Annotated in this window: 28 protein-coding genes and 1 tRNA gene; 14 read left to right on the top strand and 15 right to left on the bottom strand. The window is 58.4% G+C overall.

Going from position 1 to position 25,000, the window contains the following annotated elements; translation table 11 throughout:
* Positions 1 to 53 precede the first annotated feature (53 nt).
* Positions 54 to 1,664, top strand: coding sequence for a glutamate synthase-related protein (locus Q0844_RS16910; protein WP_299047262.1), 1,611 nt, complete (start codon positions 54 to 56; stop codon positions 1,662 to 1,664).
* A complete protein-coding gene (locus Q0844_RS16905; protein ID WP_299047260.1) occupies positions 1,661 to 3,634 on the top strand; it encodes a thiamine pyrophosphate-binding protein in 1,974 nt (657 codons plus the stop codon). Before Q0844_RS16910 ends, Q0844_RS16905 begins: the two co-directional genes overlap by 4 nt.
* Positions 3,635 to 3,846: 212 nt before the next feature.
* Here Q0844_RS16905 and Q0844_RS16900 read toward each other — a convergent pair whose 3' ends face one another.
* The 5 genes from Q0844_RS16900 to Q0844_RS16880 are packed head-to-tail and all read right to left on the bottom strand — an operon-like array spanning position 3,847 to position 8,664.
* The gene (locus tag Q0844_RS16900) at positions 3,847 to 4,614 is read right to left on the bottom strand and encodes a 5-oxoprolinase subunit PxpA (protein ID WP_299047259.1); all 768 of its coding nucleotides are present in this window, start codon (positions 4,612 to 4,614) and stop codon (positions 3,847 to 3,849) included.
* Positions 4,615 to 4,618: 4 nt separating this feature from the next.
* Positions 4,619 to 5,641 (bottom strand): biotin-dependent carboxyltransferase family protein, encoded by a 1,023-nt coding sequence (locus Q0844_RS16895; protein ID WP_299047258.1) that lies wholly within the window; start codon positions 5,639 to 5,641, stop codon positions 4,619 to 4,621.
* Positions 5,638 to 6,387 (bottom strand): carboxyltransferase domain-containing protein, encoded by a 750-nt coding sequence (locus tag Q0844_RS16890; protein ID WP_299047257.1) that lies wholly within the window; start codon positions 6,385 to 6,387, stop codon positions 5,638 to 5,640. The genes Q0844_RS16895 and Q0844_RS16890 overlap by 4 nt, the downstream gene beginning before the upstream one ends.
* 37 nt (positions 6,388 to 6,424) lie before the next feature.
* Entirely contained in the window at positions 6,425 to 7,633 is a 1,209-nt protein-coding gene (locus Q0844_RS16885; protein WP_299047255.1) for a crosslink repair DNA glycosylase YcaQ family protein, read from the bottom strand.
* Positions 7,630 to 8,664, bottom strand: a complete 1,035-nt coding sequence (locus Q0844_RS16880; RefSeq protein ID WP_299047254.1) for a LacI family DNA-binding transcriptional regulator — start codon at positions 8,662 to 8,664, stop codon at positions 7,630 to 7,632. Before Q0844_RS16880 ends, Q0844_RS16885 begins: the two co-directional genes overlap by 4 nt.
* 126 nt (positions 8,665 to 8,790) lie before the next feature.
* On the opposite strand from Q0844_RS16880, the gene Q0844_RS16875 reads away from it, so the two are divergent.
* Both Q0844_RS16875 and Q0844_RS16870 read left to right on the top strand, forming a co-directional pair.
* A tRNA-Arg gene (locus Q0844_RS16875) sits at positions 8,791 to 8,867 on the top strand.
* A gap of 278 nt (positions 8,868 to 9,145) precedes the next feature.
* The gene (locus Q0844_RS16870) at positions 9,146 to 9,445 is read left to right on the top strand and encodes a hypothetical protein (RefSeq protein WP_299047253.1); all 300 of its coding nucleotides are present in this window, start codon (positions 9,146 to 9,148) and stop codon (positions 9,443 to 9,445) included.
* Positions 9,446 to 9,909: 464 nt separating this feature from the next.
* Here Q0844_RS16870 and Q0844_RS16865 read toward each other — a convergent pair whose 3' ends face one another.
* From Q0844_RS16865 to Q0844_RS16855, 3 genes are all read right to left on the bottom strand, one after another.
* Positions 9,910 to 10,200: a HigA family addiction module antitoxin gene (locus Q0844_RS16865; RefSeq protein WP_299047252.1), complete on the bottom strand. Its 291-nt coding sequence runs from the start codon at positions 10,198 to 10,200 to the stop codon at positions 9,910 to 9,912.
* A gap of 12 nt (positions 10,201 to 10,212) precedes the next feature.
* Positions 10,213 to 10,416, bottom strand: coding sequence for a type II toxin-antitoxin system RelE/ParE family toxin (locus tag Q0844_RS16860; RefSeq protein WP_299047250.1), 204 nt, complete (start codon positions 10,414 to 10,416; stop codon positions 10,213 to 10,215).
* A gap of 260 nt (positions 10,417 to 10,676) precedes the next feature.
* Positions 10,677 to 10,832 (bottom strand): hypothetical protein, encoded by a 156-nt coding sequence (locus tag Q0844_RS16855; protein WP_299047247.1) that lies wholly within the window; start codon positions 10,830 to 10,832, stop codon positions 10,677 to 10,679.
* Between the two features lie 119 nt (positions 10,833 to 10,951).
* On the opposite strand from Q0844_RS16855, the gene Q0844_RS16850 reads away from it, so the two are divergent.
* Positions 10,952 to 12,472: an anti-phage dCTP deaminase gene (locus Q0844_RS16850; protein WP_299047244.1), complete on the top strand. Its 1,521-nt coding sequence runs from the start codon at positions 10,952 to 10,954 to the stop codon at positions 12,470 to 12,472.
* Positions 12,473 to 12,695: 223 nt separating this feature from the next.
* Here the strand turns inward: Q0844_RS16850 and Q0844_RS16845 are convergent, their stop codons facing one another.
* The 4 genes from Q0844_RS16845 to Q0844_RS16830 form a co-directional block, all read right to left on the bottom strand.
* Positions 12,696 to 13,736, bottom strand: a complete 1,041-nt coding sequence (locus Q0844_RS16845) for a serine/threonine-protein kinase (RefSeq protein ID WP_299047240.1) — start codon at positions 13,734 to 13,736, stop codon at positions 12,696 to 12,698.
* Positions 13,714 to 14,172 carry a hypothetical protein gene (locus Q0844_RS16840; RefSeq protein ID WP_299047237.1) on the bottom strand — a complete coding sequence of 153 codons (459 nt, stop codon included), beginning with the start codon at positions 14,170 to 14,172 and terminating at the stop codon, positions 13,714 to 13,716. Before Q0844_RS16840 ends, Q0844_RS16845 begins: the two co-directional genes overlap by 23 nt.
* Before the next feature lie 106 nt (positions 14,173 to 14,278).
* A complete protein-coding gene (locus Q0844_RS16835) occupies positions 14,279 to 14,575 on the bottom strand; it encodes a hypothetical protein (RefSeq protein ID WP_299047234.1) in 297 nt (98 codons plus the stop codon).
* A 4-nt stretch (positions 14,576 to 14,579) separates the two neighbouring features.
* Entirely contained in the window at positions 14,580 to 15,116 is a 537-nt protein-coding gene (locus tag Q0844_RS16830; protein WP_299047233.1) for a helix-turn-helix transcriptional regulator, read from the bottom strand.
* 41 nt (positions 15,117 to 15,157) lie between these two features.
* Between Q0844_RS16830 and Q0844_RS16825 the strand changes: the two genes are divergently transcribed.
* Both Q0844_RS16825 and Q0844_RS16820 read left to right on the top strand, forming a co-directional pair.
* Positions 15,158 to 16,141, top strand: a complete 984-nt coding sequence (locus Q0844_RS16825; RefSeq protein ID WP_299047230.1) for a DUF6634 family protein — start codon at positions 15,158 to 15,160, stop codon at positions 16,139 to 16,141.
* Positions 16,142 to 16,303: 162 nt separating this feature from the next.
* Positions 16,304 to 17,101: a hypothetical protein gene (locus Q0844_RS16820; protein WP_299047228.1), complete on the top strand. Its 798-nt coding sequence runs from the start codon at positions 16,304 to 16,306 to the stop codon at positions 17,099 to 17,101.
* A gap of 542 nt (positions 17,102 to 17,643) precedes the next feature.
* Here the strand turns inward: Q0844_RS16820 and Q0844_RS16815 are convergent.
* The 3 genes from Q0844_RS16815 to Q0844_RS16805 are packed head-to-tail and all read right to left on the bottom strand — an operon-like array spanning position 17,644 to position 19,467.
* A complete protein-coding gene (locus tag Q0844_RS16815; protein ID WP_299047227.1) occupies positions 17,644 to 18,699 on the bottom strand; it encodes a YeeE/YedE family protein in 1,056 nt (351 codons plus the stop codon).
* Positions 18,700 to 18,741: 42 nt separating this feature from the next.
* A complete protein-coding gene (locus tag Q0844_RS16810) occupies positions 18,742 to 19,113 on the bottom strand; it encodes a metalloregulator ArsR/SmtB family transcription factor (RefSeq protein ID WP_299047224.1) in 372 nt (123 codons plus the stop codon).
* Between the two features lie 18 nt (positions 19,114 to 19,131).
* Positions 19,132 to 19,467 carry a hypothetical protein gene (locus Q0844_RS16805; protein WP_299047969.1) on the bottom strand — a complete coding sequence of 112 codons (336 nt, stop codon included), beginning with the start codon at positions 19,465 to 19,467 and terminating at the stop codon, positions 19,132 to 19,134.
* Positions 19,468 to 19,579: 112 nt separating this feature from the next.
* Between Q0844_RS16805 and Q0844_RS16800 the strand changes: the two genes are divergently transcribed.
* From Q0844_RS16800 to soxB, 7 genes are all read left to right on the top strand, one after another.
* A complete protein-coding gene (locus Q0844_RS16800; RefSeq protein WP_299047221.1) occupies positions 19,580 to 20,320 on the top strand; it encodes a cytochrome c biogenesis CcdA family protein in 741 nt (246 codons plus the stop codon).
* 15 nt (positions 20,321 to 20,335) lie between these two features.
* Positions 20,336 to 20,896, top strand: a complete 561-nt coding sequence (locus tag Q0844_RS16795) for a thioredoxin family protein (RefSeq protein ID WP_299047218.1) — start codon at positions 20,336 to 20,338, stop codon at positions 20,894 to 20,896.
* Between the two features lie 152 nt (positions 20,897 to 21,048).
* A complete protein-coding gene (soxX, locus tag Q0844_RS16790) occupies positions 21,049 to 21,504 on the top strand; it encodes a sulfur oxidation c-type cytochrome SoxX (protein WP_299047217.1) in 456 nt (151 codons plus the stop codon).
* A gap of 24 nt (positions 21,505 to 21,528) precedes the next feature.
* Positions 21,529 to 21,951 carry a thiosulfate oxidation carrier protein SoxY gene (gene soxY / locus Q0844_RS16785; RefSeq protein ID WP_299047215.1) on the top strand — a complete coding sequence of 141 codons (423 nt, stop codon included), beginning with the start codon at positions 21,529 to 21,531 and terminating at the stop codon, positions 21,949 to 21,951.
* Positions 21,952 to 21,975: 24 nt separating this feature from the next.
* Complete coding sequence (gene soxZ / locus Q0844_RS16780) at positions 21,976 to 22,305, top strand: thiosulfate oxidation carrier complex protein SoxZ (protein WP_299047212.1); 330 nt, start codon at positions 21,976 to 21,978, stop codon at positions 22,303 to 22,305.
* 56 nt (positions 22,306 to 22,361) lie between these two features.
* On the top strand, positions 22,362 to 23,192 hold the full coding sequence (gene soxA, locus Q0844_RS16775) for a sulfur oxidation c-type cytochrome SoxA (protein ID WP_299047209.1): 831 nt from the start codon (positions 22,362 to 22,364) through the stop codon (positions 23,190 to 23,192).
* Between the two features lie 91 nt (positions 23,193 to 23,283).
* On the top strand, positions 23,284 to 24,984 hold the full coding sequence (soxB, locus tag Q0844_RS16770; RefSeq protein ID WP_299047206.1) for a thiosulfohydrolase SoxB: 1,701 nt from the start codon (positions 23,284 to 23,286) through the stop codon (positions 24,982 to 24,984).
* The last annotated feature ends 16 nt before the right edge of the window (positions 24,985 to 25,000 follow it).

Raw genomic sequence — 25,000 nt, 5'->3', positions numbered from 1 at the left:
TTTTCACGGATGTATATGTCAGCCTGATCTGACAGACGACAGTGGAAGACCCTATGCAAAAAGAAATCGTGGCGCAGCTTTCGGCGCTGCCCGACCGAAGCCCTGCCTATGCCATCGTGGGGGAGGTCGATCTGGTCGTTGTCAGATTTGATGACGACATCTCCGTCTTCTACGGCCGTTGCCTGCACCGGGGTGCGCTCATGTCCGACGGATTTGTTCGTGGCAATAACTTGATATGCGGCGTGCACGATTGGGACTACCGTCTGCACAGTGGGGTCAGCGAATACGCCAATGACGAAGCGCTGCCCAAGTTCAAATGCTGGGTCGAGGGTGACGATATCTGCGTCGACGCGCACGAAATCAATGCATGGGGTCACGCCAACCCGCAGCCGTTCAATCGCGATGCGTATTTGGGCCTTTATGCCGACACGTCCCACGGGACCGAGGAAGAACCCTATACCGGTCTGATCCAGCAATACGCCCGCGATGGCCTGTCCAAAACCGGCCATCATGGCAAGGTGGACGCCATGGGCGTGCCTCGGGTTCAATTGCCCGATTGGGACGACATCCAACTGCTGACCGCGCAGCTGCACAAGCCCCCGCTGCTGGACGATGACCCGGTTGGCACCGATGTGGTGATCGGACCAAACGCGCAAAAACCCTTGCGCCTCGATATCCCGCTCTTTGTCTCTGACATGTCCTATGGCGCGCTGTCGGAACCTGCCAAGCTGGCGTTGGCGCGCGGCGCGGAATTGGCCGGAACCGGTATCTGCTCTGGCGAAGGCGGGATGCTGCCCGAGGAACAAGAGGCCAATTCGCGCTACTTCTACGAACTCGCGTCGGCCCGGTTCGGGTTCTCGTGGGACAAGGTGCAAAAGTGCCAGGCCTTCCACTTCAAGGGGGGGCAAGGGGCCAAGACGGGCACCGGCGGCCACCTGCCCGGCAACAAGGTGCACGGCAAAATCGCCGAAGTGCGCGGGCTGGAGGAAGGGCAAGACGCCATTTCCCCGGCGCGCTTTCCCGACTGGACGGACCCCGCGCAGATCAAGGACTTCGCGGACGAGGTGCGCGACAGGACCGGCGGTATCCCCATCGGCTACAAGCTGTCGGCGCAGCATATCGAAAAGGACATCGACGCGGCCCTCAAGGTCGGCGTCGATTACATCATCCTGGACGGGCGCGGTGGCGGCACGGGCGCGGCCCCGATCATCTTCCGCGACAATATCAGCGTGCCCACGATCCCCGCACTGGCCCGCGCCCGCGCGCATCTCGACCGGCTCGACCGGCACGACGTGTCGCTGGTCATCACCGGTGGGCTGCGCAAACCGGCGGACTTCATCAAGGCGCTGGCATTGGGGGCCGACGCCATTGCGCTGTCGAACTCTGCCATGCAGGCCATCGGCTGCATCGCCATGCGCGCCTGCCACACCAACAACTGCCCCGTCGGCATCGCCAGCCAGAAACCGCATCTTGTGAACCGGCTGGTCGTCGAAAAATCGGCCCGCCAACTGGCCAACTTCTTCGAAGCCAGCACCGAACTGATGCAGGTCATGGCCCGCGCCTGCGGCCACGACCACCTGTCCAAGTTCAACGCAGATGACCTGACCACCTGGAAGAAAGACATGTCCGACATATCGGGCGTCCCGTTTGGAGGAGTAGCATGACCGAAACGCTCGACTGGATCTCGGTGGGACATACCGGCGACTTGCCCGAAGGGCGGGTCAAAACGGTCACCGCGCGCACGGTCTCCATTTGCCTGTCGCATTTCGACGGGCAATGGGCCGCGATGGACAATCATTGCCCCCACCAGCGGGGTCCCCTGGGCGAAGGATCGATCGAAAAGGGCGAAGGCGGCAAATGCTGGATCCGTTGCCCCTGGCACGGCTGGGACTTTGACCCGCTGACCGGTGCCCCTCCGGGCGGGCACGAGGATACGGGGCAAAAAATCTATCCGCTCAGGATCGAGGATGACGAGATATTTGTGGGGCTCGAACCCGAACCGCCACACGAACGCACCGTGTCGGACCAGATGGCCGAAAGCATGGTGAACTGGGGCCTCAAACATGTCTTCGGCATGGTGGGCCACTCGAACCTCGGTCTGGCCGATGCGATCCGCCTGCGGGTCGAGGCGGGCGAGATGAAATATGTGGGCATCCGCCACGAAGGGGCCGCCGCCTTTGCCGCGTCGGCCTATGGCAAGCTGACGGGCCACCCCGCCGCCTGCCTGACCATCGCGGGGCCGGGGGCAACCAACCTGCTCACCGGCCTCTGGGACGCCAAGGTGGACCGCGCGCCCGTGCTGGCCCTCACGGGGCAGGTGCAAACCCAGGTCTTCGGCCCCGGCGCGTTCCAGGACATCGACCTGGCCTCGGCCTTCGATGCGGTGACCAAGTTCAGCCAGACGGTGCTCAGCACCTCCAAGCACGCTGAACTGGTGTCGCTGGCGATGAAAAACGCGGTCGTGCAACAGGACGTGGCCCACCTGATCTTCCCGGATGACATGCAGACGAACCCGTCAGATGCGCCTGCGTCCACACCGGATGGCCGTATGGGCCGGGTCGCGATCAAGCCAACCGAGGACGACGTGTGGGATGCCTTGAAGCTGCTGAACAGGGCCAAGCGTCCCATTCTGGTGATCGGCTTCGGCGCGTGGGCGCATATGGGGGCGATCACCAAACTCGCCGAAACCCTTGGCGCGCCGGTCCTGACCACGTTCAAGGGAAAGGGCCTGCTGGCCGACAGCCACCCGAACGCCGCCGGCGTCCTGGGCCGCTCCGGCACACCCATCGCGTCATGGTTCATGAACGAGGCGGACCTGATCCTGACCCTCGGCACCTCCTTTTCGAACCACACCGGGATCGAACCGTCGAAACCCATCATCCAGGTCGATTACGAGCGCATGCAACTGGGCAAGTTCCACCCCGTCGACCTGCCCATCTGGTCCGAGATCGGGGCGTTCTGCGACGCGATCACACCGGGCCTCAAGAAATCCGCCGACGCCGACGACCAGATCGCCGAGCTGGCCGACCGCTGGGACATCTGGCGCAAGGAAAAACGCAGCAGGATGGAAGAGGAAACAGCCAAGGGCATCCACGCCTTCGCCATCTTCGACGCACTCAGCCGCGTGGCGCCCGAGGATGCGATCATCGCCGTGGACGTGGGCAACAATACCTATTCCTTCGGGCGGTACTTCGAGACGAAGGGCCAGCGCGTTCTCATGTCCGGCTATCTCGGCTCCATCGGCTTCGGCTTTCCCGCCGCGATGGGTGCATGGGCGGCCACACAGGATTTCGAGTGGTTGAAAGGGCGCAAGATCATCTCGATCTCCGGCGACGGTGGCTTTGGTCAATACGCCATGGAACTGACGACCGCTGTGAAATACGGCATGGATATCACCCACGTGCTGCTGCACAACGGCGAGCTGGGCAAGATCACCAAGGAACAGAAATCCGGTGAATGGCCGGTATGGGAAACGTCCCTGCACAACCCGTCCTTCGCGGCCTTTGCCAAGATCTGTGGCGCGCATGGCGAAAAGGTGGTGTCGTCCGACGCCATCGAAGCGGCGTTGCAGAAAGCGCTGGCCGTCGATGGCCCCGCCCTGGTCGAGATCATGACGGACGCCGAACTGGTGTAGGGTGCGCATTCACTGCGCACCGCCCGCCGTTAACCGATGATTAACACATCCGACCGCGCGCTGCGTTAACCCACGTTCCGGTGTACCGTCGGTGCACGCCCTGTGCACAGGTTGTGTACGGGTTGTGCATCGCGGATTCGCGTTGTTTTTATGGCGTTAACCCGGCTTTTGCGGTCCCGCGCGCCGAAATCGGATGAACCGTTGCGCGTACGCTACCCCGTCCGCCCCTCAAACGCCTTGACGGCGATCCCCTCAGCCTCCAGCGTCCTCCGGACCGAGGCGGCGATGTCCACCGCTTCCGGCGTGTCCCCATGACAGCAGATCGTGTCGATCGGTGTCTCGATCCGCGTGCCACTGTCGGTGATGATGGCCTGCGCCTTCACCATCTCGACCATTCTTTTTCCTGCAATTTCAGCATCATGGATGATGGCCCCGGGCTTGCGACGGTCCACCAGCGTGGCATCGTCATTATATGCCCGGTCTGCAAAAATCTCGCACGCAAACCGCGCCCCAAGGCTGCGCGCCGCGCGCTCCTGCGCTGTGGCGGCAAGCACCATGATGATCGCATCCGGATGCGCCGACAGCGCCGCCTCGTAACAGCCCCGCGCCATGTCTTCATTCTCCGACGTCATGTTGCCAAGCGCGCCATGCAGCTTGATGTGACGGACCGTCGCCCCCAGCGCATTGGCCATGCCAAGCGTCGCACCCACCTGACAGCGGATCGAATTCTGAAGCGATTTCAATGGCATATCAATGCGCCGCCGCCCGAACCCCTGAATGTCGGCAAAGCCGGGATGCGATCCGATGCCAACCCCCTTCTCCAGGGCAATCCCCATCGTCGCGGCCATCACATCCGGGTCCCCGGCATGCGCCCCGCAGGCGATGTTGGCCGACGTCACCGTGTTCAACAGGGCGGCATCATCGCCCATTGTCCAGGGACCAAAGCTTTCGCCCATATCGGCGTTCAGATCGACTTGCATGTTTTTATCCTTCATCCAACAGCGCATCGGTTGCAGACACGACGCCGCCAACCAATTGATAACTCAGCAAATCCTGCATGTCAGCCGGGTCGCGCACAAGCGGGGTCACGGCCTTGGGCAGCGCGGCCCAGGCGGCCCGCGCCCGCGCCTCGATGGCCGCGCCGTCCTCCAGTTCGACGAACTGGAATTGCAAGGACGCGCCAGCGGGCGCCTGGGCGACGCGCGGCAGATCGCAAGGCAGAACCGTTCCGATACGGGGGTAGCCCCCGGTTGTCTGGCTTTCGGCCATCAGGACAAACGGCGTGCCATCGCCGGTGATCTGGATGTCGCCCGGAACGATGACCTCGCTCACAATGCCAAGCGCACTTGGGCTGGCAAACCCTGCGCCATCACTGTCGAGACGGATGCCCTGACGGTTGGCACGCGGGTCCCTGCGAAACGTCGTCGCCTCAAAGCGCGCGCGTGTTTCATCAGGAAAATCAGCAGTTTGCATGCTGGGGACAATGCGCACTGTGCCGCCGCCAAACCGGGTGTCGCGGGGCAATGTCAGGCCGACATCGCGCCGCTGATCGTCGCCGATTGGCAAGTGTTCCCCGGCTGCGACAAGCGCCCCCAACCCGCAGGATTGATGCGTCGCGCGGGATCCAAGCATGGGTTCAGTGGCAAAACCGCCACCGACATGCAGGTAACCATAGGTGCCAACGCGCGTTGGCCCGATGACCAGCGTCGCCCCCGCGGGGACCATGTGACTGGCGTTCCAGGCCACGGCCGCGCCATCGATCTGCGCGGTCATTTCCGCACCGGACAGGGCGATGCGTACATCCTCTGTCGCCGCGAACGACCCGCCTGTGCCAACCATCTCGAGAACAGCCAAGTCCTTGGATTGCTTGAGCAATGCGGCGCCTTCGTGTACGGCCAACCGGTCCGCTGCACCGCCACGTGTCAATCCTTTGGCGAGAAAACCCTCACGGCCCAGATCCTGCACGGCAACGCCGGGTCCAACCTGATGAACCACCAGCGCCGTCATCCGATGATGTCCCGCGTTGCACCGCCTGTGCCATCGGTCACGGTTGCCTCGATCCGGGCCAGTTCAACTGCCGAAACATCGGCAAATTGCACCTCGTCCCCCGGTGCCAGCGGAAAAGGCGTGTCCCCGCTGGGACAGAAACAGGCAAAGGCCGATTGCCCGACATGTCGCCATCCTGTCGGGGTATCCTTGGCAAAAAGGCAAATCTGGCGCACCGCCGCGACCAGTGCACCAGCCGGGACATTCGGCGTCAGTTCTTTCTGCCGTGGGATGTTCCAGGCCTCGCCCAGCGTGCCCAGATAGGGCTGCCCGGGCGCAAACCCCAGCGTCAGCACCCGCAGCCGCGTTGACGTCATGTCGCGCAAGGCCTCTGCTTCGCTCAGCCCCGCGGCATCTGCGGCTTCCGCAAATTGCGGGGCGCGGTCCGATCCGAAAACAGCGGGTATTGTCCAAAGGGTCCTGCCCTCGGGCAAGCCTGCGTCAAACCAGTCCTTCGTGTTCAGAACCTCCTCCAACCGGTGTGCGAGGGAGTCGAACCGATATGCGGACAGGTCCACCCGAAAGAACGCCGACACCAACGTGCTGCTACTTTCGCTGACCTCTGTCCAACCCTGCGCGTCTACGGCGTCGCGAAAGGCAATGGCGGCCCTGTTTGCGGCGTCTGTTGCGCTGTCGCCAAAGGTCACAAGCACACCGTCCAGGCCAACCGACCTGACCTTGGGCGTGTATGCGGTGACGTCATTCATGCGGCGCAGGGTAAGCGCTTTGATTGCGGGCGCAACGCTAAAGCGCGTCCCGCAACCAGCCATCTTCGAAGGTGAAGGCAGAGACACCGGCCAGCCTGACGATCCGGTCCAGCTCACTCTCGAACGCGGCCTGCCGGCCCTTGCCCCACCGCACTTTACGCTCGGGCCACAGGGCGCGGATACGCAGAACATCATCGGCGCGATGTGCTTTCATATCGACGCGGCCCACCAGCCGGTCGCCTTCCATCAGCGGGAATACATAGTAGCCATAGGTGCGCTTGGGTTCCGGGACGAAAATCTCGATCCGGTAGGCGAACCCGAACAACCGCTCGGCCCGTTTGCGGTCGCGCAAGGCCGGATCGAACGGGCTGAGCACGCGCAGCCGCGCGGTGGGCGGGCAGTCCAACGCGGGGTCATCGGGCAGCGACGGCCAGGCAAAGGCAGGGCGGGCGACGCCATCCGCACCTGCAACCGTCACGTGCACGATGCGTCCCGCGGCAAGGGCCCGTGTGCACCAGTCCTTCGCTTCGGCCGGGCTGATGTGATCCCAGAACGCAGACAGTTCACCATGGGTGGCAAAGCCCAGCCGGTCCAGCGCCGCACGGCAGCACCAATCGATGGTTTCTTCGGTATCCGGCGCATTGCCGATGGTGCGGGCGTCCATCACCCGTTCGGTCAGGTCATAGTATTTCTGAAAACCTTCCCGCCTGACCACCTGCAGCGCGCCGCTGCGCCAAAGGTATTCCAGCGCAGTCTTGGACGGATGCCAGTCCCACCAGCCGCCGGACCCGCGTGTTTCCCCCTCGCCCACATCGCCCGAGCAGCACGGACCCTGTTCGCGAATACGGTCCAGGACAGGCTGAAACTTGTCCTCGAACCCCTCGCGGCGCCACGCGCTCCACTTGTCGCGCAATCGCGCGGCATCCCGTTCACGGCGCAAATGCCAATAGGGGTAGAACGCGTTCGGGATCACCGCGGCATCATGCGTCCAATGTTCAAACAGCGCCCGGTCCCGTTCATAGAGAGTGCGCAGGTTCTTGGGGCGGTACTGGGGTTTGCGGGCAAACAGGATCAGATCGTGGGCGCGGGCAACGGTGTTGATACTGTCAAGCTGCACAAAGCCAAGGCGCGTGATCAGATCCAGCAGGGCTGCGCCACGGGCGGGGCCGGCGGGCGTGTCTGACAGGGCGTGCCGGTCCAGAAAAACGCGCCGCGCTTGCGTGTTCGTCAGGGCAAAGGGCGTCACGTCCGCAGGGCGCGGCGCAATGTGTCGCCATAGGAAATGGTGGGCTTGAGCGTGATGTGCCTGGGGTCCGGATCTGCGCCGTCGGCGTTGCGATCGCGAATAATCTCTGCCGCTGCGCGCCCGATCTCTAACCGACAGGCATCTGTCGTGGCCAGTTGGCGGGGCAACCCTTGCAACAATTCAACCCCGTTGAACCCCGCCAGCCCGATTTGGCCGGGCACATCGATCCCTTCGTCCAGCAGGTAAAGCAGGCCACCGGCACCGATCATATCATTGGAATAATACAGGAAATCCAGTTCGGGGTTCGCGTCAAGCATCGTTTTGGTCATCTCGCGCCCCTTGGCCAGGGCCGACCCGCCTTCATAAAAGTCGCGGGCCTCAATCTCGATCCCGGCCTTGGCCAGGCCCTCTGTCAGACCTTCGAACCGCTTGCGGGCGCGGTGATCGCGCGGCATCGATGTGCCCATGAACCCGATCCGGGAATACCCCTGCTTGAGGATCGCCTTGGCCATGTCCAGCCCCGCCTGGCGGTGCGAGATGCCGACCATGTTGTCCACGGGTGTGCCATCGGTGTCCATGATTTCGACCACGGGGATGCCTGCATTCTTCAGCATGGCCTGGGCTGCGTCCGAATGCTCTAGCCCTGCGATGATCACGCCGGATGGGCGCCAGGACAGCATTTCGTAAAGCACCCGCTCTTCCTTGTCGCGCATGTAGTCCGTGACACCGAAGACAGGTTGCAACGGCGTATCTTCCAGCACCTGGTTGATGCCGGTCAGCACCTCGGGAAAGACCATGTTGCTGAGCGACGGGACAATCACCGCCACAAGGTTGACATGTTGGGATGCCAGCGACCCTGCGATCTGGTTGGGCACGTAACCCAGCGCCTTGGCCGCTTCGAGCACTTTCTTGCGGGTCGCTTCCGAGACATCGCCCCGATTGCGTAGCACGCGACTGACGGTCATTTCGGACACGCCCGACGCGGCTGAGACATCGCGCAGGGTCAGCGGGCGGGCAGGGCGGTCGGTCAAGGAGGGTCCTTTCAGTCGTTTGTCCGAGTTACCGCCAAAACCGCGCGGGATTCAAGCATTTGGGCGACCCGAAGGTTGCTGAAACGGGTGACAAGGGCTGCTTGAAACGATAATTCGGTGCACAGCGGCCCCGTGGCTCAACTGGATAGAGCAGCCCCCTCCTAAGGGGCAGGTTGCAGGTTCGAATCCTGCCGGGGTCGCCAAAACTGCCTGAAAAATATGACTTATTTGCAAGGGGTTCTGCAGGAGCGTGCAGAAACACCCGTTTCGTTTTCCGCAGAATTCTCCGGAAACGACCGAAATCTCGTACAAAACCTGTACAAAATTCGCACGTCTGTGCGGCTTTCGAGGCCTCCCAATGAGCTGGCGCGTGGCAAACGCATGCGCCGAGCGGAAGTTTGGGAGTGCGACGCGCAAGCAGATCATCATGTTTCTGGCGGACAAGGCCTCTGACGATGGCTCTGGCATCGAGGAGGATTAGATGACCCAACTGACAGCCTTGGAACGCGACTTGCTCGCCTGCGTCGAGCGGTTGGTGACGGCCTCAGAGGCCTCCGCGAAGGATTTGACCGCCTTGGAGACACGCTCGACCGGCAGGATCGAGAGGGAACTGGCTGGATTGAAAGACTGCGTGGCCTTGCTCATTCGTTCGCAGGCCGCATCCATGAAGGCCTTGAACGGATTGCTGACCGACGAGGCGAGCTACAAGACGCTGGACGAGAGCTTGCAGCAGAGCTTGACCTTAGCGAAAGTCGCCGCCGAGAGATTGAGGGACAGCTAGACAGCCAGGAGGCCCATGCGGAGCGGGGATCTGCGAGCCCTTGGAACTTGTAAGAACCTACCTCAAGGTGTGCTTTCCATCCGGGAAAGCACCTCAATATCTGAAAGAGTGATACCTGACCTTCTTTTCTGAATGCGGAGGGGGTCAGGGTATATGCTTCGTTGCCTACTCCACGAAGTATCGGCCTAGAAATCGGGCTGGCCAATTGTCCGACCAGATCGTCCAGCATGCGTAAAGTGTCTTCAGCCGTTTCAAGATACACTAGGTTGACGTAATCCATTTTTGTAATCTTCGTTTTCGTGTCATGCCAATAGTGTCCTGAGGGAGCGCTAGGTTTCGCTCAACGACTTAGCCAAACCAGCTTCTCGTGCTGCGAATAGTGTCGGTTAAATGGAGTTCGTTCTTTGCTGAAGAACTTCTGCGAAGAACACACAGGTCTCTCTCCTTCGGGCAGCCGTCATTAACTAGGCGGCAACGAGCGGTTCGATGCCAGACACGTCAATTTCCTTGGCCGCTAAAGCCATGTCATAATTCGTCTGCAAGTTCACCCAGTAAGCCGGGGTCGTGTTGAACACACGGGCTAGGCGCAGCGCCGTGTCAGGCGTGATCCCGGTCGTCCCCTTGATCAACCGCTCGATCCGCGTTCGAGGTACGCCCAGACGCCGCGCAAACGCGATGGCCCCCATCTCCAGGGGATCGAGGTAAAGCTCCTTCAGGACCTCACCGGGGTGCATAGGGTCTTCAAGTAAGCTCATCAGCGTATCCTCTCAATGGTAGTCCACAATCTCGACATCGGCGGGGCCGTTCGGCGTCCAGACAAAGCAGATGCGCCATTGCCCGTTGATCCTCACGGAGTGTTGCCCGGCACGATCCCCTTTCAGTTCTTCCAGGTGGTTGCCGGGCGGGAACCGCAAATCCTCAACAACCACCGCAGCATCCAGCGCCGAAAGCATCGCACGCGTGCGCTTCACCAAGTCACCCGGGAAGCCTTTGCCGTATTGCCTTTAACAGCGCTGGCGGCGAGTTTGCCCTTGGTACTTTGAATCATGAGGGGTGCGTATCATATCGCGATACATGTGTCAATGTGTGATACATAGCTCAATAAATGAACGCTAACAAAGAGACGCAACACCCAATACAATGTTTCGCAGCATGCTCTCTTGCAAGGCTGAGGGGCAACCGTGCAAGCAAATTTTTGTTAAATGTAAATGCCTTAGCTGACTATCATGTCCTAAGCAGAGAGAAGCTTACCTCGTGTATACTCTCTTGAAGCTTCCGACTGACGCTCAGCCATCCGTTCGAACTCTGCTCGTTCTTTGTCCAGATCGCGGGCCAGAGCATCCTCGTTTGGTTCATGCTGAGGTTGTTGCTGCTTTTCTTGATCCATTGTGTCTGCTCCCTGTTGTGATTCTATTGTGAATCACTTTCAGTGATGGATCAATGCTTGCCTTGACGTTGGTTAAGGATGGACCGACACTCGTGCTCCGGTTGTTAAAGGAGTGCAGAATGAGTAACCGCGTCGAACTGGTGTTTGGGTTGGTTGGTCCAATTGGATGTCCAATCCATCAAGCACGTGACATTCTGGCTTCGACGATCAAGAAATTGGACTACACTCCAGTGACAGTGTCGCTCAGCGCAGAGATGGACAGGCTCTTGCAGGCGAAAGGAAGCGTAGTCAAGGGGGGCTCCGAGTCCGTACTTGAGGAAAAGATTCTCAAAGGAAACAAGCTTCGAGAAGCGTTCAATAACAACGGAGTGCTTGCCGCTGAAGCTATCAGACAGATCGTTGATTTTCGAAAAGACTTTGCAAGAAATCAAGGAGAAACGGATGAGGAGAAAATAGACGAGCGAGCGCTCATCCCACTCGACGAACATGCATTCATCATTGACCAACTAAAGCGACCTGAAGAAGTCGAACTGCTCATCAAGGTTTTTGGAAAGCGCTTTGTTCAAGTTTCTGTCGTTTCTTCGCTAGAGCAACGCAGACAGTCTTTGGTAGCTCGGCTGCGTAGTGAGCAGCATGGTTGGGACAACGCCCGCTGCGAAACCCATGCAGACAAGCTGATTGCAACTGATCAAAACGAACGAAGCGACAAACGTGGGCAGCGCATCTCTAAGATTTTTCATCTAGGTGACGTTTTTTTTGATGGCGCGTCCGAGGATTCTCTCGAAAGGTCCAGCCAGCGTTTTTTGAAAGCCTTCTTTGGGCGCAACAATGTCGCACCAACCCGTGATGAATTTGGTAGCTACATGGCAAAAGCTGCGTCGTTGAGGTCGGTCGATCTTTCAAGACAAGTCGGTGCCGCAATCATGACGCCCGAGGGCGATTTGATCGCTGTCGGTTGCAACGAAGTCCCAAAATACGGAGGGGGAAACTACTGGGACGAAGATACGAATAAGAAGCGTGACATTGATCTCGGTGGTGAGGCAAATAAGAATGAAATCAATAGGATAATCTTTGATTTCCTAGGTGTTTTGCAAAAGCAAGGGCTTATTGTTGATGGCCATGATGTCGATAGTATCTTGCAGAATGATGGCCACCGAAAAGCAATAAAGGGCTCCTTAGTATCTGGTGTGACTGAATATGGTAGAATGGTTCACGCCGAGATGAATGCTCTGTCTGATGCAGCGCGCCTGGGCCGTTCGCTTAAAGGTGCATCAATTTTTGTGACTACTTACCCATGTCACAACTGTGCGAAACACCTGATTGGGGCTGGCATCGAGCGGATCGTCTTTGTTGAACCCTATCCCAAAAGCAAAACTGAAAGTCTATTCCAAGACATCGTAGGCCCCGACGCAGCCGAAAGTGCAAAGGTCAGTATCGAACACTTTTTTGGTATATCGCCAAGACGTTACCGCGATATTTTTGAAAAGGGCTCTAGGCAAACGACAGAAGGTGAAGTTGTCGATTGGTATAACGGTGAACGAGCGCCAAGACTGGGTAGTATTGAGGTTGGGGCACCGGCTCGTGTCATCTATGCAGTGCTCGAAAATCTCTACGGTTCAGATATAAAAAGTTCCGCATAGCAAGCCTATGCCGAAAAAACTAAATCGCGGTCTATTCTAGAGTAGAAGCAACTTACTTGTTTGGTTTCTTGCGTACAGTGACGTTTACTTCCCGTGTCATCTTCACGCTCAACAAATCCTTGCGTGAGTTTGGATCGCGCCGCGCATCCAGAGCGCTCCAAGCCGACGCCTTAATCTCACGTCGCTTGTATGAGCATGGGTTGTTCTTGATCCGCTTCATCGACTACCCCTCGCTCTTTAGAACGCCACGTATTTTTGTTGGGGTCATTGTCGCTTTACAGTGAGCAGTTTTGCGGCGCGATCTCCCATTCTTTGTCGTTAAAAACTCAGTTGAACCATCCCCTCTTACGGTAAAACTCTTCACTGTTCCATTGTCGTGCCGTTTCCAATGCTTTTCGTCTCCAACGGCCTCATACATCCAGTCAAAGCAACTATCGACCTTCGCAAGTTCGTTTGCGACTGCCAAGGCAGAAAGGAATCTGTCGTTTGGATCTGGCTTTAAGCACTGAATAACAACACTTTTCAGCCGGTTAGGTATATGTTCTGGGAACAGTGATCGGCTTGGATAGGTCCCCTTTTCAAGTGCTCCTACAAAAGCCTTTCGGTCGCCTCCAAACGCATCGAACTGCTCTCTGACGGAAGCTTCACCACAGCACATCCTATAAAGCGTTAGGCCGAACTGATATATGTCATGCTGCAAGTTGAAAGGTGGTCCAACCACTCTTTCTGGCGGGGCTATGGGCATATAGAACTGGTCCTGCCAAGCCTCTCCGGCATACATCTGCTTAGCAAGACCAAAATCCGAAATCAAAGCTTCGCCGCGTTCTGACAGCAGAATGTTGTCAGGTTTGATGTCGAAGTGGATCAAGCCTTTCGAGTGGATGTTGTGTAGACCAGACAAAAGCTGGCACGATATTCTAACAATCTCTCGAACCGTAAGATTGCGAGACGCCATCAGCGATCCCAACGAACCGCCTTCATAGAATGGTAGCGCGATGTAGACGTATTCGTCATCTTCGCAGGAGTAGAGAACTGGAACGACGTTTTGATGTGCAGTCGCATACAAAGCCTTAGCTTCATCAAAATATTCAGCGGCAGAATCCAGCTTTGCTTTTGCGATCCTCTTCATAACGATTTCAGCGCCTAGCTGGACATCTTCAACAACATACGTGGTTGAATTCTTACCCTCTTGCCCAATCTCGCGGATTTCGTGCCACTCAACCTCAGCTCTTTTGTGTGGCTTAAGCATTTTGTTCAGCTCCAAGTGCACACAGGACGGCTTCTCTTTCTTCTTTGGACATATTCTCCCAGTCATCAACATCGAAGGCGACGTCACCATCAATCATCGGTTTCAGGTCTGTTCGAGTTCGGCCCAAACGCGATGCAATTGAGGAGATATGACCGACATAGTAGCCCTTAAGCGGGCTGCTCGCAAAGGCCTCGATGATCACTCCTTCAATCTGAAGCCTCTGGATGTTCATACGTTGTGAATTTGGTTCAGTGGCTCGGATGCCAGCCTGCTGGACATCGTATTCACGGATTATGTCCAGAAAGTTGCTCCGGACGTACTTGAGCGCATCGGGTGTATCAAATGCCAATGGCACAACTATCTCATCAAGGTTCACGATACTACCGTCAGCCGTGTCAACTACAGCGTAGACCACGCTAGAGGGCCGGGCCCGGATGCCGATCGTCATCATTTTACTTCACCTTTGAGTGGAACATAAAGTGAACATATGCGCTGCTGCTATAATTGGCAACCTAACCGTGTTCGTACTGTAGTACAGTGAACACTGGACTCTTGCTTCACCCGCCAATCAGGCGAGCCAACCTGCGATCTGCAAAACGCAGGGTCAAAACTGATCCAGTCAGAACAGGCACAAGTAGACCGGCAGTGGCTGCTACCAGAACGAAGGCGCCGGAAGCCCACGAAAATTCATCAGTTTGAGCGAATAGATTTAGGCGCAGAAATCCGGCCAAGTACAACGCGCTGGCTCCTAGCAGAGCCAGGTGAACGACCTCCAAAGGTTCAATCATATTGCGGCGCGCGCGTTCCAGTGCTGCACAGCGAAGTTTCTTCCATTGGTCGCTTGGTTTTTGCATTTGCTTAATCCCTTACGAGTTCGATCCAAGTGTGAACGTCATCATCCGTTACTTCCCGCCCCTCAACATGCGACTGGTACCAACGCGCGACGATGGCCCCGCGCTTTTCACTTTTGATTTTGATGTTCTCTGCGTTGAGGTGCTGATCGAGTGAGGTCTCGATCTCCTTCAAAGCATTGAAATCGTGGCCAGCGCGTATCGCCTTGGTGCCCAATAACAGCCACGGCACATCGACTTCGAATTGCTCACCAAAGGCCACCAACGCTTCAACTGGAATTCCGCGCTGGCCCTTCTCGTAGCTGTGATACGCCCGAGGCGACACACCAAGCGCTTCAGCCATGGCAGCTTGAGACAACCCTGCTTCGTTACGCGCAATCGTTAGGCGCGCACCCATCGAAGCAAACAATTCAGCGTCTTTCCGCGCCATGTGCAGTTTCCATTTGACGAGATCGTATTTTTTCGCGAACATTGCAAAAAATGACGAACTATTCCGATTATTTCCATCTGACCACGTCAATTGGTGCTTAACAAGCGATTCCATGCGGCGTGGGGTTTCAACTCAAGCGGACAAGGACGACTGAAATGACAGAGACCGACAAATCAGACAGCTCCCAAATCCTCGGCCTTGGGAAAAAGCCTTCCGAATGGGTCGAGCTGATGGCGGATATGGGTATCGATATTTCTGAGCGGACCCTGCGGGAGCGAGCAAACGAGACTGGGGCATTCTACCGCCTTGGGCGGACAATGCTGATCACACCGGCGCAGATCGACAAGATTTTTGAAGGAGGCCAGGCATGCCGCTCGAAATCTACAAGAGGGGCCGAGTTTACTGGGCGAAAGGTTGGGTCGAGTACAACGGCAGGCGCATCGCAGGCCCATATCCAAACGAGCAGCCCGATGTCTCGGCAGCCTATTTGCGAGACGCCTGCGCATGGGAGAGCCGCCATGGAGCTGAATGAGCGTGATCTCGACCTGCTCCAAAGGCTTCGGTCAGCCCGCCCCCTCTGGGTGGAGGGGCATGATGACGGCACGGTGGTGTCGTGGGACAACCTCGACCGCGACCTGCGGGAGACATTCCTGACAGTCGCGCCCGAGTTTGAACCGACCCGCATCGACGGCGGGCTCTACGTCACCGCATTCGAATGGGTATTCGCCTATGAGGACATCTGGCGGCTGATCACGACCCGCATGCGGCTGCGGTCGCTCGAATTGGCGGTGGCTGGGCCGGCGGCGGCGGAACTGGATTGCGCGCCATTCCTGGCGGGCTGGGTCCCAGTCCGATCCGATGGCGGTACCGGCGCGCATCTCGTCGGTGATGTTGATGCGCATCCCGTATCCATCGGCCCTATGATCCATACATCCCCGCTCTGCGGTATCGATCCCGACGCAGGCTGGGCGCGTACCGTCTCGCGCTGGTATCGGCTCGGCGATCGATCAACGCCGACAGCATTTTACCGCAGATGGGGCAAGAAGGCGGAAGGCATCAGCGCAATCGCCATCGAGACAAGGGAAGCACAGGCGATCTGCGTCGCAGAGCAGATTGAAGAGGGCGTTCGGGGGGCATGAGGGATACTGCGGAAATCAGGAGAAAAATTTGTCCGGCAAAGAAGAAGGTCCGGCTTTGGGAACAGGAAGCGTGAAGTGACAGAACCAACCCAACCCAGAAGCCGCCCACGCGCGGCCTGCCTCGATCTGATGGGGCAGAGGCCCGCCGCCTATCCCGTTCCTATGAGAACAGGACCAATCATCGGCGGTCAGGTGGCGGAAACCTTCGAAGATGCGCTGCTTCGCCTCGCGCTTGAGACCGGGTTGCCCGTGATCGCCTTGTCCGGCGGCCCTTTACGACTGCCCGAGGTGGCCGAGGATGCGAACGAGCCTCATCTGACAATTGTCCGAGTGGACCCGCTGACCGTCACCGCAGGAGAAATGCTAAGACGACTGGAAAGCCAGTTGCACAAGCTTGGCATACCAACTGATGACACCGTGATTTTCTCGGATCGGAACCTGCGCAGCCTGACCGCCGCGTATCAAAATTTTCCGTTCCGGAAGGCGATCCCAACCCTGAATGACCTCTCCCACGCAAACCGCAGCGCGTTGCTCATGGGATACCATGAAATCACTCCTCAGATGGCGCATACGGTTCTGGTCCCGCTCGACCTGGAGCTTGGGAACACACCCGATGCCGACCTACTTGCCATCGGTGGCCGGTTGCTGTTCGATACCGTGCTGTTGCTCGAGGAAGCGGTTCCAGTCGCGGGTTTCCGCGTGAAGTCATTGGAAAAGCTGGTCGCCGACTATGCGCCCATCCTTTACGGCCTTGAAGACGAAACGGATCCTGAAGACCCCTTCGATGATGCCATGCGTCGCTTACGTCGCGCGGGGGCCAAACGGATGATATTCGTAGGCAAAGACGACATACCTGACGCGCCGTTCACAAGGTATGCAGATCAGGCTCGGTCGGTAGGCTTTACGTGCAGCCGCCAGACATGGGAAAGTTTGATCGCGCAGTGCGAGGCCCACAGGTGAAGCCCGCCGGTGCTCGGTCGACAGCCGTTTTGCGAACGACACCTCGAGTTGCGACGAAGAAACAACGCCTTCTGCGACTTCAGGAAAGCAAAAAGACCTGCCTGAAGCGGTCATTCACTGCGCATGCACTGAATGCCTTGCTTGCGGGACAAACCGGACTTATGCAGTCGCAGCTATTGCCGGCGCAGCATATCTTGGCAAGAGCGGCATGTGTATCGCCGCAGGGCAATCCAACTCATGGAAGCGGTCGTTGCAAGTCGGTGTTAGGACATGAATTAGAATTCCTGGCGCTGCAACTTACCTAAGTTGTGAAGATCTGGGCACTGCAAGCCATAGGCCGGCGTCTTTATTACTTCTCAACAGCGTAACCGGCAGTGAAGTGACTTTTCGAAGCTTGTATGTAACGACACTACCGCGTTTTTGATGCCTCGGTCTTTTGATGAATACCAGTAGTCTACCAGAGCAATCGCTGTGTGTTTCAGAGCACGCGTGATCCTGAAAGTGGCGCTTCACTCTTTCATGTGATCAATCAAAACGGTTCTCTACTCTGCTGGTGAAAAGCCTGTGATCAGTTGCCTTAGGCCAAAACTTGCACCGAGGAAAATTGCGATAAAGGCGACGGGGGCGCTGAAGGCCAAGGTCGAAAAGGCGGAGATGCCTTGGCCCACGCTGCACCCCACGGCAAGGATAGCGCCGGGCCCCATCAAGGCGGCACCTGAAATCTGGCGTTTCAACTCGCGCGGGTCTTCGCAGGCTTCCCAGCGGAAATGGCCCTTGGAATACGACCCCACTGCCGCGCCGATGACCACGCCAGCCACCGATCCGACGCTGAACGACAGCGTGTTGCCGGAGGCAGTCATCATGTAGAAAATGGTGTCCCCGATGGGGGCCACGAAGCTGTGTGTTTCGATGGGCTCCGGTTCGAAGCCGACGGTGGTCACCCAGTAGGTGCCAACCCAGCCAGATACGATGGCCAACCCGACGACACAGCCCCATAGGATGTGTTTGGGTGACCGGCGTATCTCAGCGCTGCCGAGGCCGACGGTAAGGATCACCCCCCCTGCGAGAAGCCCGGTGAGAATTGGAGAGACGGCAAACTGAGCATCGAGCAATTGGCCAAGTCCCTGCGGGCTGGTGGCGCCGGCCTCGACCGGAAAGAGCCAGACACGCGCATGCGCCAGTGGGCCGGACATCACGAAATAAGCCGAGAGGCCCATGACAATTACGATGATGAAAGAGCGTAAGTCGCCGCCGCCGAGGCGCGCCAAAGCGCCGTAGCCGCAATTGCCGCTGAGTGCCATGCCGTAGCCGAAGAGGAGACCGCCGACGATTGTGCCCGCCGGGTTCCATACGCGGTCGAGATAGGCGGATTGGGAGACGTCAAATGCGCCCAAGGCCACGGCCACGTGCGTGCCGATGATCGCCACACCAATCGCTAGCGCCCACATCCGCATGCGTCTGTCATCAGAACCATAGAGCACGTCCTCAATCGCACCCAGTGTGCAAAAGCGCCCGATGCGCGCGGCCAGACCCAGGGCGATGCCACCCAAAAGTCCAATCAAAGCAACGGTGTTGGCTTCTCCTAGCGTGTCCAGCATATCGGCTTCCTTCCCAGGACCGACCGCTGGCGAGGCGACCGGTCAGTCGTCCCGGCAGAACAGGTCGTAGACGACTTCCATGATTTGCCGGGGCCGGTCATCTGTCAAGCTGTAGTAAATCGTCTTGCCGTCGCGCCGCGGTTTCACCAGCCCTTCGAGCCGCAGGCGCGAAAGTTGCTGGGACACGGCCGCCTGACGGGCGGACAGCAGATCTTCAAGCTCAGTCACCGACTTTTCGCCGGATGTGAGGTGGCACAGGATCATCAGACGGCCCTCGTGGCTGATCGCCTTGAGGAAATTCGACGCTTCCTGCGCATTGCGCATCATCTTTTCCATGTCCTCGGCACACATGTTCGGGTCGAAGACAGGCAAGCGCGAGGGCAGGGTGCCCTGAGTGTCAGGTTCAGTTGACATATCCAGCGACATAGCGATTCATCCGCTCTTTTCCAAGGGGATATTCGCGCGCTCGAACATCGTTGTGAGAAGGCCCCAAAAGAAGTCTTCGCCGGGGTATCCTTCGATCCGTCCCACCTCTACGCCGTCTTGCACCAGCACGAAAGTGGGGGTGAAATGCACACGTTTGTCAAAGGTGACGTCCGGCGTTTCACTGTGCAGATCGTAGCGTTGCAGCGGTGCCATTTTGCCTTCGGTTGTCTTTGGATAGATGTGGGCAATCTCTTCATTCCACTTGGCGCACCAATAGCATCCGTCCTCCTCTGCCATCAGCAGGTAGGTCTCCGCAACCGAGGCAGCGGGCAGCCACAGCATGGCCACGACCCAAAGGATGTGAAGACGTTTCACCCAAACACTCCGATTGACGTTTCGTGTCATCCAATCATAATCTAATTTTTGAATATCTCAAGGCAAGGGCGCTTACTTCATGTTTGATGTCACATATTTGGGCGCTTTGCTGGCGGGTCTGCTGTCTTTTTTGTCACCGTGCATTCTGCCCATCGTGCCATTCTACCTCAGCTACCTGGCAGGGGTCGGCATGAACCAGATTTCGGCCGAGGCCGAGATCTCGCGCGAGGTGCGGCTGCGTGCATTCCTGGCGGCATGCTGCTTTGCGCTTGGGGTCATCACTGTATTCATGGGGCTTGGCGCGACGGCCACGGCTTTTGGGCAGATGGTGCGCGAGTATTTCGATATCCTGCGGTGGGTGGCTGCGGGGATCATTATCGCGATGGGCCTGCATTTTCTGGGCGTGGTGCGCATCGGGGTCCTTTGCCGCCAATTCCGAGCGGATGCGGGAAACACGTCAAATGTCGGTTTTCTGGGCGCGTTCGTCATCGGGTTGGCCTTTGCCTTTGGCTGGACGCCCTGCGTGGGGCCGGTGCTGGCCGCCATTCTGTTCACTGCCGCAGGACAGGATACGGCGAGCCAGGGGGCAAGCCTACTGTTTGTCTATGGTCTGGGCATGACGTTGCCCTTCATTGCGGCCGCACTTTTCATTGGGCCATTCATGTCGTGGATGGCCCGGTTCCGCCGCCATCTGGGCCTGATCGAAAAAGGGATGGGCGCGCTCTTGATCCTGTTTGGCGTGCTGATCGCCACAAATTCCATCAATTACATCGCTCAATGGATGCTGGAGCATATCCCGTGGTTCAGCGCTGTCGGGTAAGTCTGGGAGGACATCATGAAACACATCGCTACGTTTTTGATCGCATTGCTGTTGGCTGTGCCCGTTGCCGCTGCTGAACTTGGCGATGACGGCCTGCACAAGACGTCGTGGATGCGCGACACGTTCAAGGACCTGTCCGAGGACCTCAACGAGGCGACCGCCGAGGGCAAGCGCCTGATGGTCATGGTCGAACAACGCGGCTGTATCTATTGCACCAAGATGCACGAAGAGGTCTTTGTCGTGCCCGAGATCGAAGCGTTCATCGAAGAGAATTTCTTTGTCGTGCAGATCAACATGTTCGGCGACGTGGAGGTGACGGACTTCGACGGCACCACCCTGCCGGAAAAGGACATGGTGAAACGCTGGGGCGCACTGTTCACACCCAGCATCTACTTTTTCCCCGAAGAAGTTGGCGATGATGTGATGGCGACACAAGCAGCGGTGGCCAACATGCCCGGCGCGTTTGGCCGCTGGACCACGTTCAACATGCTGAACTGGGTGGTCGAAAAAGGCTATGACAGCGACGAGCCGTTTCAGAAGTACCACGCGCGCAAATTCGAAGAGCAGGAGGGCTGATCGTCTTTCTGCGCCTGCACAATCATTGCCGAAAATGCTGCGGATGCGAACAAATATAAAAATTCAAGTAGTTGAATTTGATATTGCGTGAGCGCGCCGGTGTACGATAGTGTGCCAAAAACCAAGGCCAAGAATCGACCCAGGGAGGATGCATGAAACACGCATTGGGAGGGGCCATCGCCGTGACGTTGATCACGTCGGTCGCAACTGCGGAAGAGATCAAGCCAACAGCCGTTTCCTTTGTCGATGGCACGGTTGAGCAATCCCTGACCGGCCAGCCCGGTGACCCGGTCGAGGGGCGCAAGGTGTTTGCCAACCGCAAGCAGGGCAATTGCCTCGCATGCCACATGAATGCCGACCTGGCCGAAGAAAGCTTTCACGGTGAGGTGGGTCCGCCCATGGACGGCGTTGCCGACCGCTGGACCAAGGCCGAACTGCGCGGCATCGTCACCAACTCCAAAATGATGTTCGAAGGCACGATCATGCCCGCCTTCTACGTAGACAGCGGTTACGAGCGGCCGCTCGATGACTTTGCGGGCCAGAGCATCCTGACCGCGCAGCAGGTCGAGGATGTGGTGGCCTACCTTCAGACGCTCACATTCGAATAATCCCCGAACCCCGAGGAGAAAGATATGAAACTCACACGACGCAATCTGCTGATCCTCAGCTCGGCAGGCGTGGCTGCGACGGCCATGGGCTCATTGCCCGCCTTTGCTTCGCTGACCGATGACGCCATCGCGGAACTGACAGGTGGCGCGGCGCTCGGTGAAGGCAGCGTGACGCTGACCGCACCCGAGATCGCGGAAAACGGTAACACAGTGCCAATCGAAGTCGACGCGCCCGGTGCGGTGGCCATCACGCTTTTCGCGGACGGCAACCCGGTGCCCAACGTGGCGACATTCAACTTCGGCCCGCTCAGCGCGTCGCGAAGTGCTTCGACCCGCATCCGGCTGGCCACTACGCAAAACGTCGTGGCCGTGGCCAAGATGGAAGACGGCTCGTACCAGATGGCCAAGGCCAACGTCAAAGTGACCATCGGCGGCTGCGGCGGCTGATCCCAAAGGACAAGGAGCAAGAACATGGCATCCGGCGTAAAACCCCGCGTGAAAGTCCCGAAAACAGCCGCGGCTGGCGAGACTATCACAATCAAGACCCTGATCAGCCACAAGATGGAAAGCGGTCAGCGCAAGGATGATGATGGCAACGTCATCCCTCGCTCAATCATCAACCGCTTCACGGCTGACTTCAACGGTCAGAACGTGATCGACGTGACCCTGGAACCCGCAATCTCGACCAACCCGTACTTCCAGTTTGAAGCAACGGTGCCCGAAAGCGGCGAGTTCACGTTCACATGGTACGACGACGACGGCGAAGTCTACGACACCAGCAAGAAGATCGAAGTCGTCTGACAACAGGGCGACACGATCCAGCCAGGCCCACACCGGGTCAGCCAGGGAGGGACAACATGAATGTGAAACCGTGGATTGCAGTGGTTGCGGCGGGCATCGCCAGCGCGGCCACAGCGCAGGACAACAATACGCTCACGATCGAGGGCGAAACCATGGTGACCGAAGCCGCGGCGCCGGCCCATGTCGAAAACCTAGACACGATCTATTCAGGTTGGCGGTTCCGCTCGGGCGAGACTCAAGCGCTTGAAACAGACGACTTCGACAATCCGGCCTTTGTGTTTGTCGATCAGGGCATTGACCTTTTTGACAAGGTTGATGGGACCGAGGGTAAGGCTTGTTCCTCCTGTCATGAGAATGTCGAGGACTTCGCCGGTCTGCGCACGCAGTTGCCCCGCGTCCAGGATGGCCAATTGGTCGCGATGGAAGACCTCGTGAACGATTGCCGGACCGAACGCATGGGTGCTGAGCCGTGGAAGTGGTCTGGTGGCCAGATGACTGCCGTGACGGCACTGATCGGCCTGCAATCGCGTGGCATGCCAATGGATGTGGCAATTGACGGCGACGCGGCCCCCTTCTGGGAAACCGGTAAGGAACTGTACTACACCCGCGTGGGCCAACTCGACATGTCGTGCTCAAACTGCCACGAAGACAATTATGGCGTGATGATCCGGGCTGACCACCTGAGCCAGGGCCAGACCAACGGCTTTCCGACCTATCGTCTGAAAAACGCCAAGCTGAACTCGATCCACGGGCGGTTCAAGGGTTGCATGAAGAATATCCGCGCAACCCCCTTTTCCGAAGGCGGAGACGAGTTCAAGGCGCTGGAACTGTACCTTGCCTCGCGCGGTCAGGGCCTGTCGGTCGAAACACCGTCGGTACGCAACTAAGCTATTTAGGGTCTCGCGTCTTCTGGCGCGGGGCCTTTTTCATACCATATAAATTCAAACATACGCATATGTATTAAAGGACGATCTGCACATGATCTCTCGCCGCGACTTTCTTCAGGTTGGCATGGCCGCCTCGGCTTTGGTCGGCGCGTCCGGCTTTGGGAACTGGGCCCGTTTGGCCGCGCAACAGGCGTTGACGCAGGATCAGCTCTTGGAATTTGACACGTTCGGCAACGTCTCGTTGATCCACATCACCGACATCCATGCGCAGCTGAAGCCCATCTATTTCCGCGAGCCGTCAGTCAATATCGGCGTCGGCGGGAACAAGGGCGCCGTGCCCCACGTGACCGGTGCCGATTTCCGCAGGCTCTATGGCATCGTCGACGGCAGCCCCAGCCATTATGCACTGTCCTCCGGTGACTTCTCCGCCCTTGCCCAGGGGTACGGCCACGTGGGCGGCATGGACCGGGTCGCAACGGTTGTCAAAGCGATCCGCGCCGACCGACCTGACGCGATCCTGCTGGATGGTGGCGACACCTGGCATGGTTCATACACCTGTCTCAAGACCCAAGGTCAAGACATGGTCAACGTGATGAACGCGCTGGAGCCGGACGCGATGACCTTCCATTGGGAATTCACGTTGGGGTCCGAGCGGGTGAACGAACTGGTCGACAGTCTGCCCTTTGCGGCGCTTGGCCAGAATATCTTTGACGTCGAATGGGACGAACCGACCGAGCTATTCCCGCCCTACAAGATGTTCGAACGTGGCGGCACCAAGATCGCCGTCATCGGGCAGGCCTTTCCCTATATGCCCATCGCAAATCCGGGTTGGATGTTCCCCGAATACGCCTTCGGCATCCGCGACGAAAACATGCAGGCCATGGTGGATGAGGTGCGCGCAGCGGGGGCCGAATGCGTTGTCGTGCTCAGCCACAACGGCTTTGACGTCGACAAGAAGATGGCAACTGTCGTCAGCGGCATCGACGTGATCCTGTCGGGTCACACCCACGACGCGTTGCCCGAACCTGTGCTGTCAGGCGACACGCTGATCTTCCCGTCCGGCTCCAACGGGAAGTTCGTGACGCGCATTGACCTCGATATCCGCGACGGTCGGATGATGGGCTACAGGTCCAAGCTGATCCCGATCTTCTCCGACGTGATCTCCCCGGATGCTGATATGGCTGCGCTGATCGACGCACAGCGCGCACCGTTTGAGGCCGAATTGTCGGAGGTGATCGGCCAGACCGACAGCCTTCTCTACCGTCGCGGGAACTTCAACGGCACGTGGGATGACCTGATCTGTGATGCACTGCTGTCCGAACGCGAGGCCGAGATTGCTCTGTCTCCCGGCGTCCGCTGGGGCCCGTCAATGATCCCCGGTCAGGACATCACGCGCGAGGATATCTTCAACGTCACCTCGATGACCTACGGCAAGGCATACCGCACGGAAATGACGGGTGAGTTCCTCAAGGTCGTGCTGGAGGATGTGGCCGACAATATCTTCAACCCCGACCCCTACTATCAGCAAGGCGGTGACATGGTGCGCACCGGTGGGCTTGGCTACCACATCGATGTGCGCCAGCCGCAGGGCAGCCGGATCAGCAACATGACCCTGCTAAGCACGGGCGAAGCCATCGACCCGGCGCGCAGCTACGTGGTCGCAGGCTGGGCCTCGGTCAACGAAGGCACCGAAGGACCGCAAATCTGGGACGTGGTCGAAAGCCACATCGCCAAGATGGGGACCGTCACCGTCAAACCGGACAATAACAGCGTCGTCGTCACCGGCGTTTAACCAAGGGATTCAACAC

It is taken from the genome of uncultured Tateyamaria sp. (assembly GCF_947503465.1).
In the GTDB taxonomy this organism is placed as follows: domain Bacteria; phylum Pseudomonadota; class Alphaproteobacteria; order Rhodobacterales; family Rhodobacteraceae; genus Tateyamaria.
This window is presented reverse-complemented; position numbering and strand designations above follow the sequence as displayed.

Bases quoted from the DNA above. Each gene is read 5' to 3' on its own strand.
- Q0844_RS16910 (WP_299047262.1), top strand. From the start codon at position 54: ATGCAAAAAGAAATCGTGGCGCAGCTTTCGGCGCTGCCCGACCGAAGC.
- Q0844_RS16905 (WP_299047260.1), top strand. From the start codon at position 1,661: ATGACCGAAACGCTCGACTGGATCTCGGTGGGACATACCGGCGACTTG.
- Q0844_RS16900 (WP_299047259.1), bottom strand. From the start codon at position 4,614: ATGCAAGTCGATCTGAACGCCGATATGGGCGAAAGCTTTGGTCCCTGG.
- Q0844_RS16895 (WP_299047258.1), bottom strand. From the start codon at position 5,641: ATGACGGCGCTGGTGGTTCATCAGGTTGGACCCGGCGTTGCCGTGCAG.
- Q0844_RS16890 (WP_299047257.1), bottom strand. From the start codon at position 6,387: ATGAATGACGTCACCGCATACACGCCCAAGGTCAGGTCGGTTGGCCTG.
- Q0844_RS16870 (WP_299047253.1), top strand. From the start codon at position 9,146: ATGACCCAACTGACAGCCTTGGAACGCGACTTGCTCGCCTGCGTCGAG.
- Q0844_RS16865 (WP_299047252.1), bottom strand. From the start codon at position 10,200: ATGAGCTTACTTGAAGACCCTATGCACCCCGGTGAGGTCCTGAAGGAG.
- Q0844_RS16855 (WP_299047247.1), bottom strand. From the start codon at position 10,832: ATGGATCAAGAAAAGCAGCAACAACCTCAGCATGAACCAAACGAGGAT.
- Q0844_RS16850 (WP_299047244.1), top strand. From the start codon at position 10,952: ATGAGTAACCGCGTCGAACTGGTGTTTGGGTTGGTTGGTCCAATTGGA.
- Q0844_RS16840 (WP_299047237.1), bottom strand. From the start codon at position 14,172: ATGATGACGATCGGCATCCGGGCCCGGCCCTCTAGCGTGGTCTACGCT.
- Q0844_RS16835 (WP_299047234.1), bottom strand. From the start codon at position 14,575: ATGCAAAAACCAAGCGACCAATGGAAGAAACTTCGCTGTGCAGCACTG.
- Q0844_RS16830 (WP_299047233.1), bottom strand. From the start codon at position 15,116: ATGGAATCGCTTGTTAAGCACCAATTGACGTGGTCAGATGGAAATAAT.
- Q0844_RS16825 (WP_299047230.1), top strand. From the start codon at position 15,158: ATGACAGAGACCGACAAATCAGACAGCTCCCAAATCCTCGGCCTTGGG.
- Q0844_RS16820 (WP_299047228.1), top strand. From the start codon at position 16,304: ATGAGAACAGGACCAATCATCGGCGGTCAGGTGGCGGAAACCTTCGAA.
- Q0844_RS16815 (WP_299047227.1), bottom strand. From the start codon at position 18,699: ATGCTGGACACGCTAGGAGAAGCCAACACCGTTGCTTTGATTGGACTT.
- Q0844_RS16810 (WP_299047224.1), bottom strand. From the start codon at position 19,113: ATGTCAACTGAACCTGACACTCAGGGCACCCTGCCCTCGCGCTTGCCT.
- Q0844_RS16805 (WP_299047969.1), bottom strand. From the start codon at position 19,467: ATGCTGTGGCTGCCCGCTGCCTCGGTTGCGGAGACCTACCTGCTGATG.
- Q0844_RS16800 (WP_299047221.1), top strand. From the start codon at position 19,580: ATGTTTGATGTCACATATTTGGGCGCTTTGCTGGCGGGTCTGCTGTCT.
- Q0844_RS16795 (WP_299047218.1), top strand. From the start codon at position 20,336: ATGAAACACATCGCTACGTTTTTGATCGCATTGCTGTTGGCTGTGCCC.
- soxX (WP_299047217.1), top strand. From the start codon at position 21,049: ATGAAACACGCATTGGGAGGGGCCATCGCCGTGACGTTGATCACGTCG.
- soxY (WP_299047215.1), top strand. From the start codon at position 21,529: ATGAAACTCACACGACGCAATCTGCTGATCCTCAGCTCGGCAGGCGTG.
- soxZ (WP_299047212.1), top strand. From the start codon at position 21,976: ATGGCATCCGGCGTAAAACCCCGCGTGAAAGTCCCGAAAACAGCCGCG.
- soxA (WP_299047209.1), top strand. From the start codon at position 22,362: ATGAATGTGAAACCGTGGATTGCAGTGGTTGCGGCGGGCATCGCCAGC.
- soxB (WP_299047206.1), top strand. From the start codon at position 23,284: ATGATCTCTCGCCGCGACTTTCTTCAGGTTGGCATGGCCGCCTCGGCT.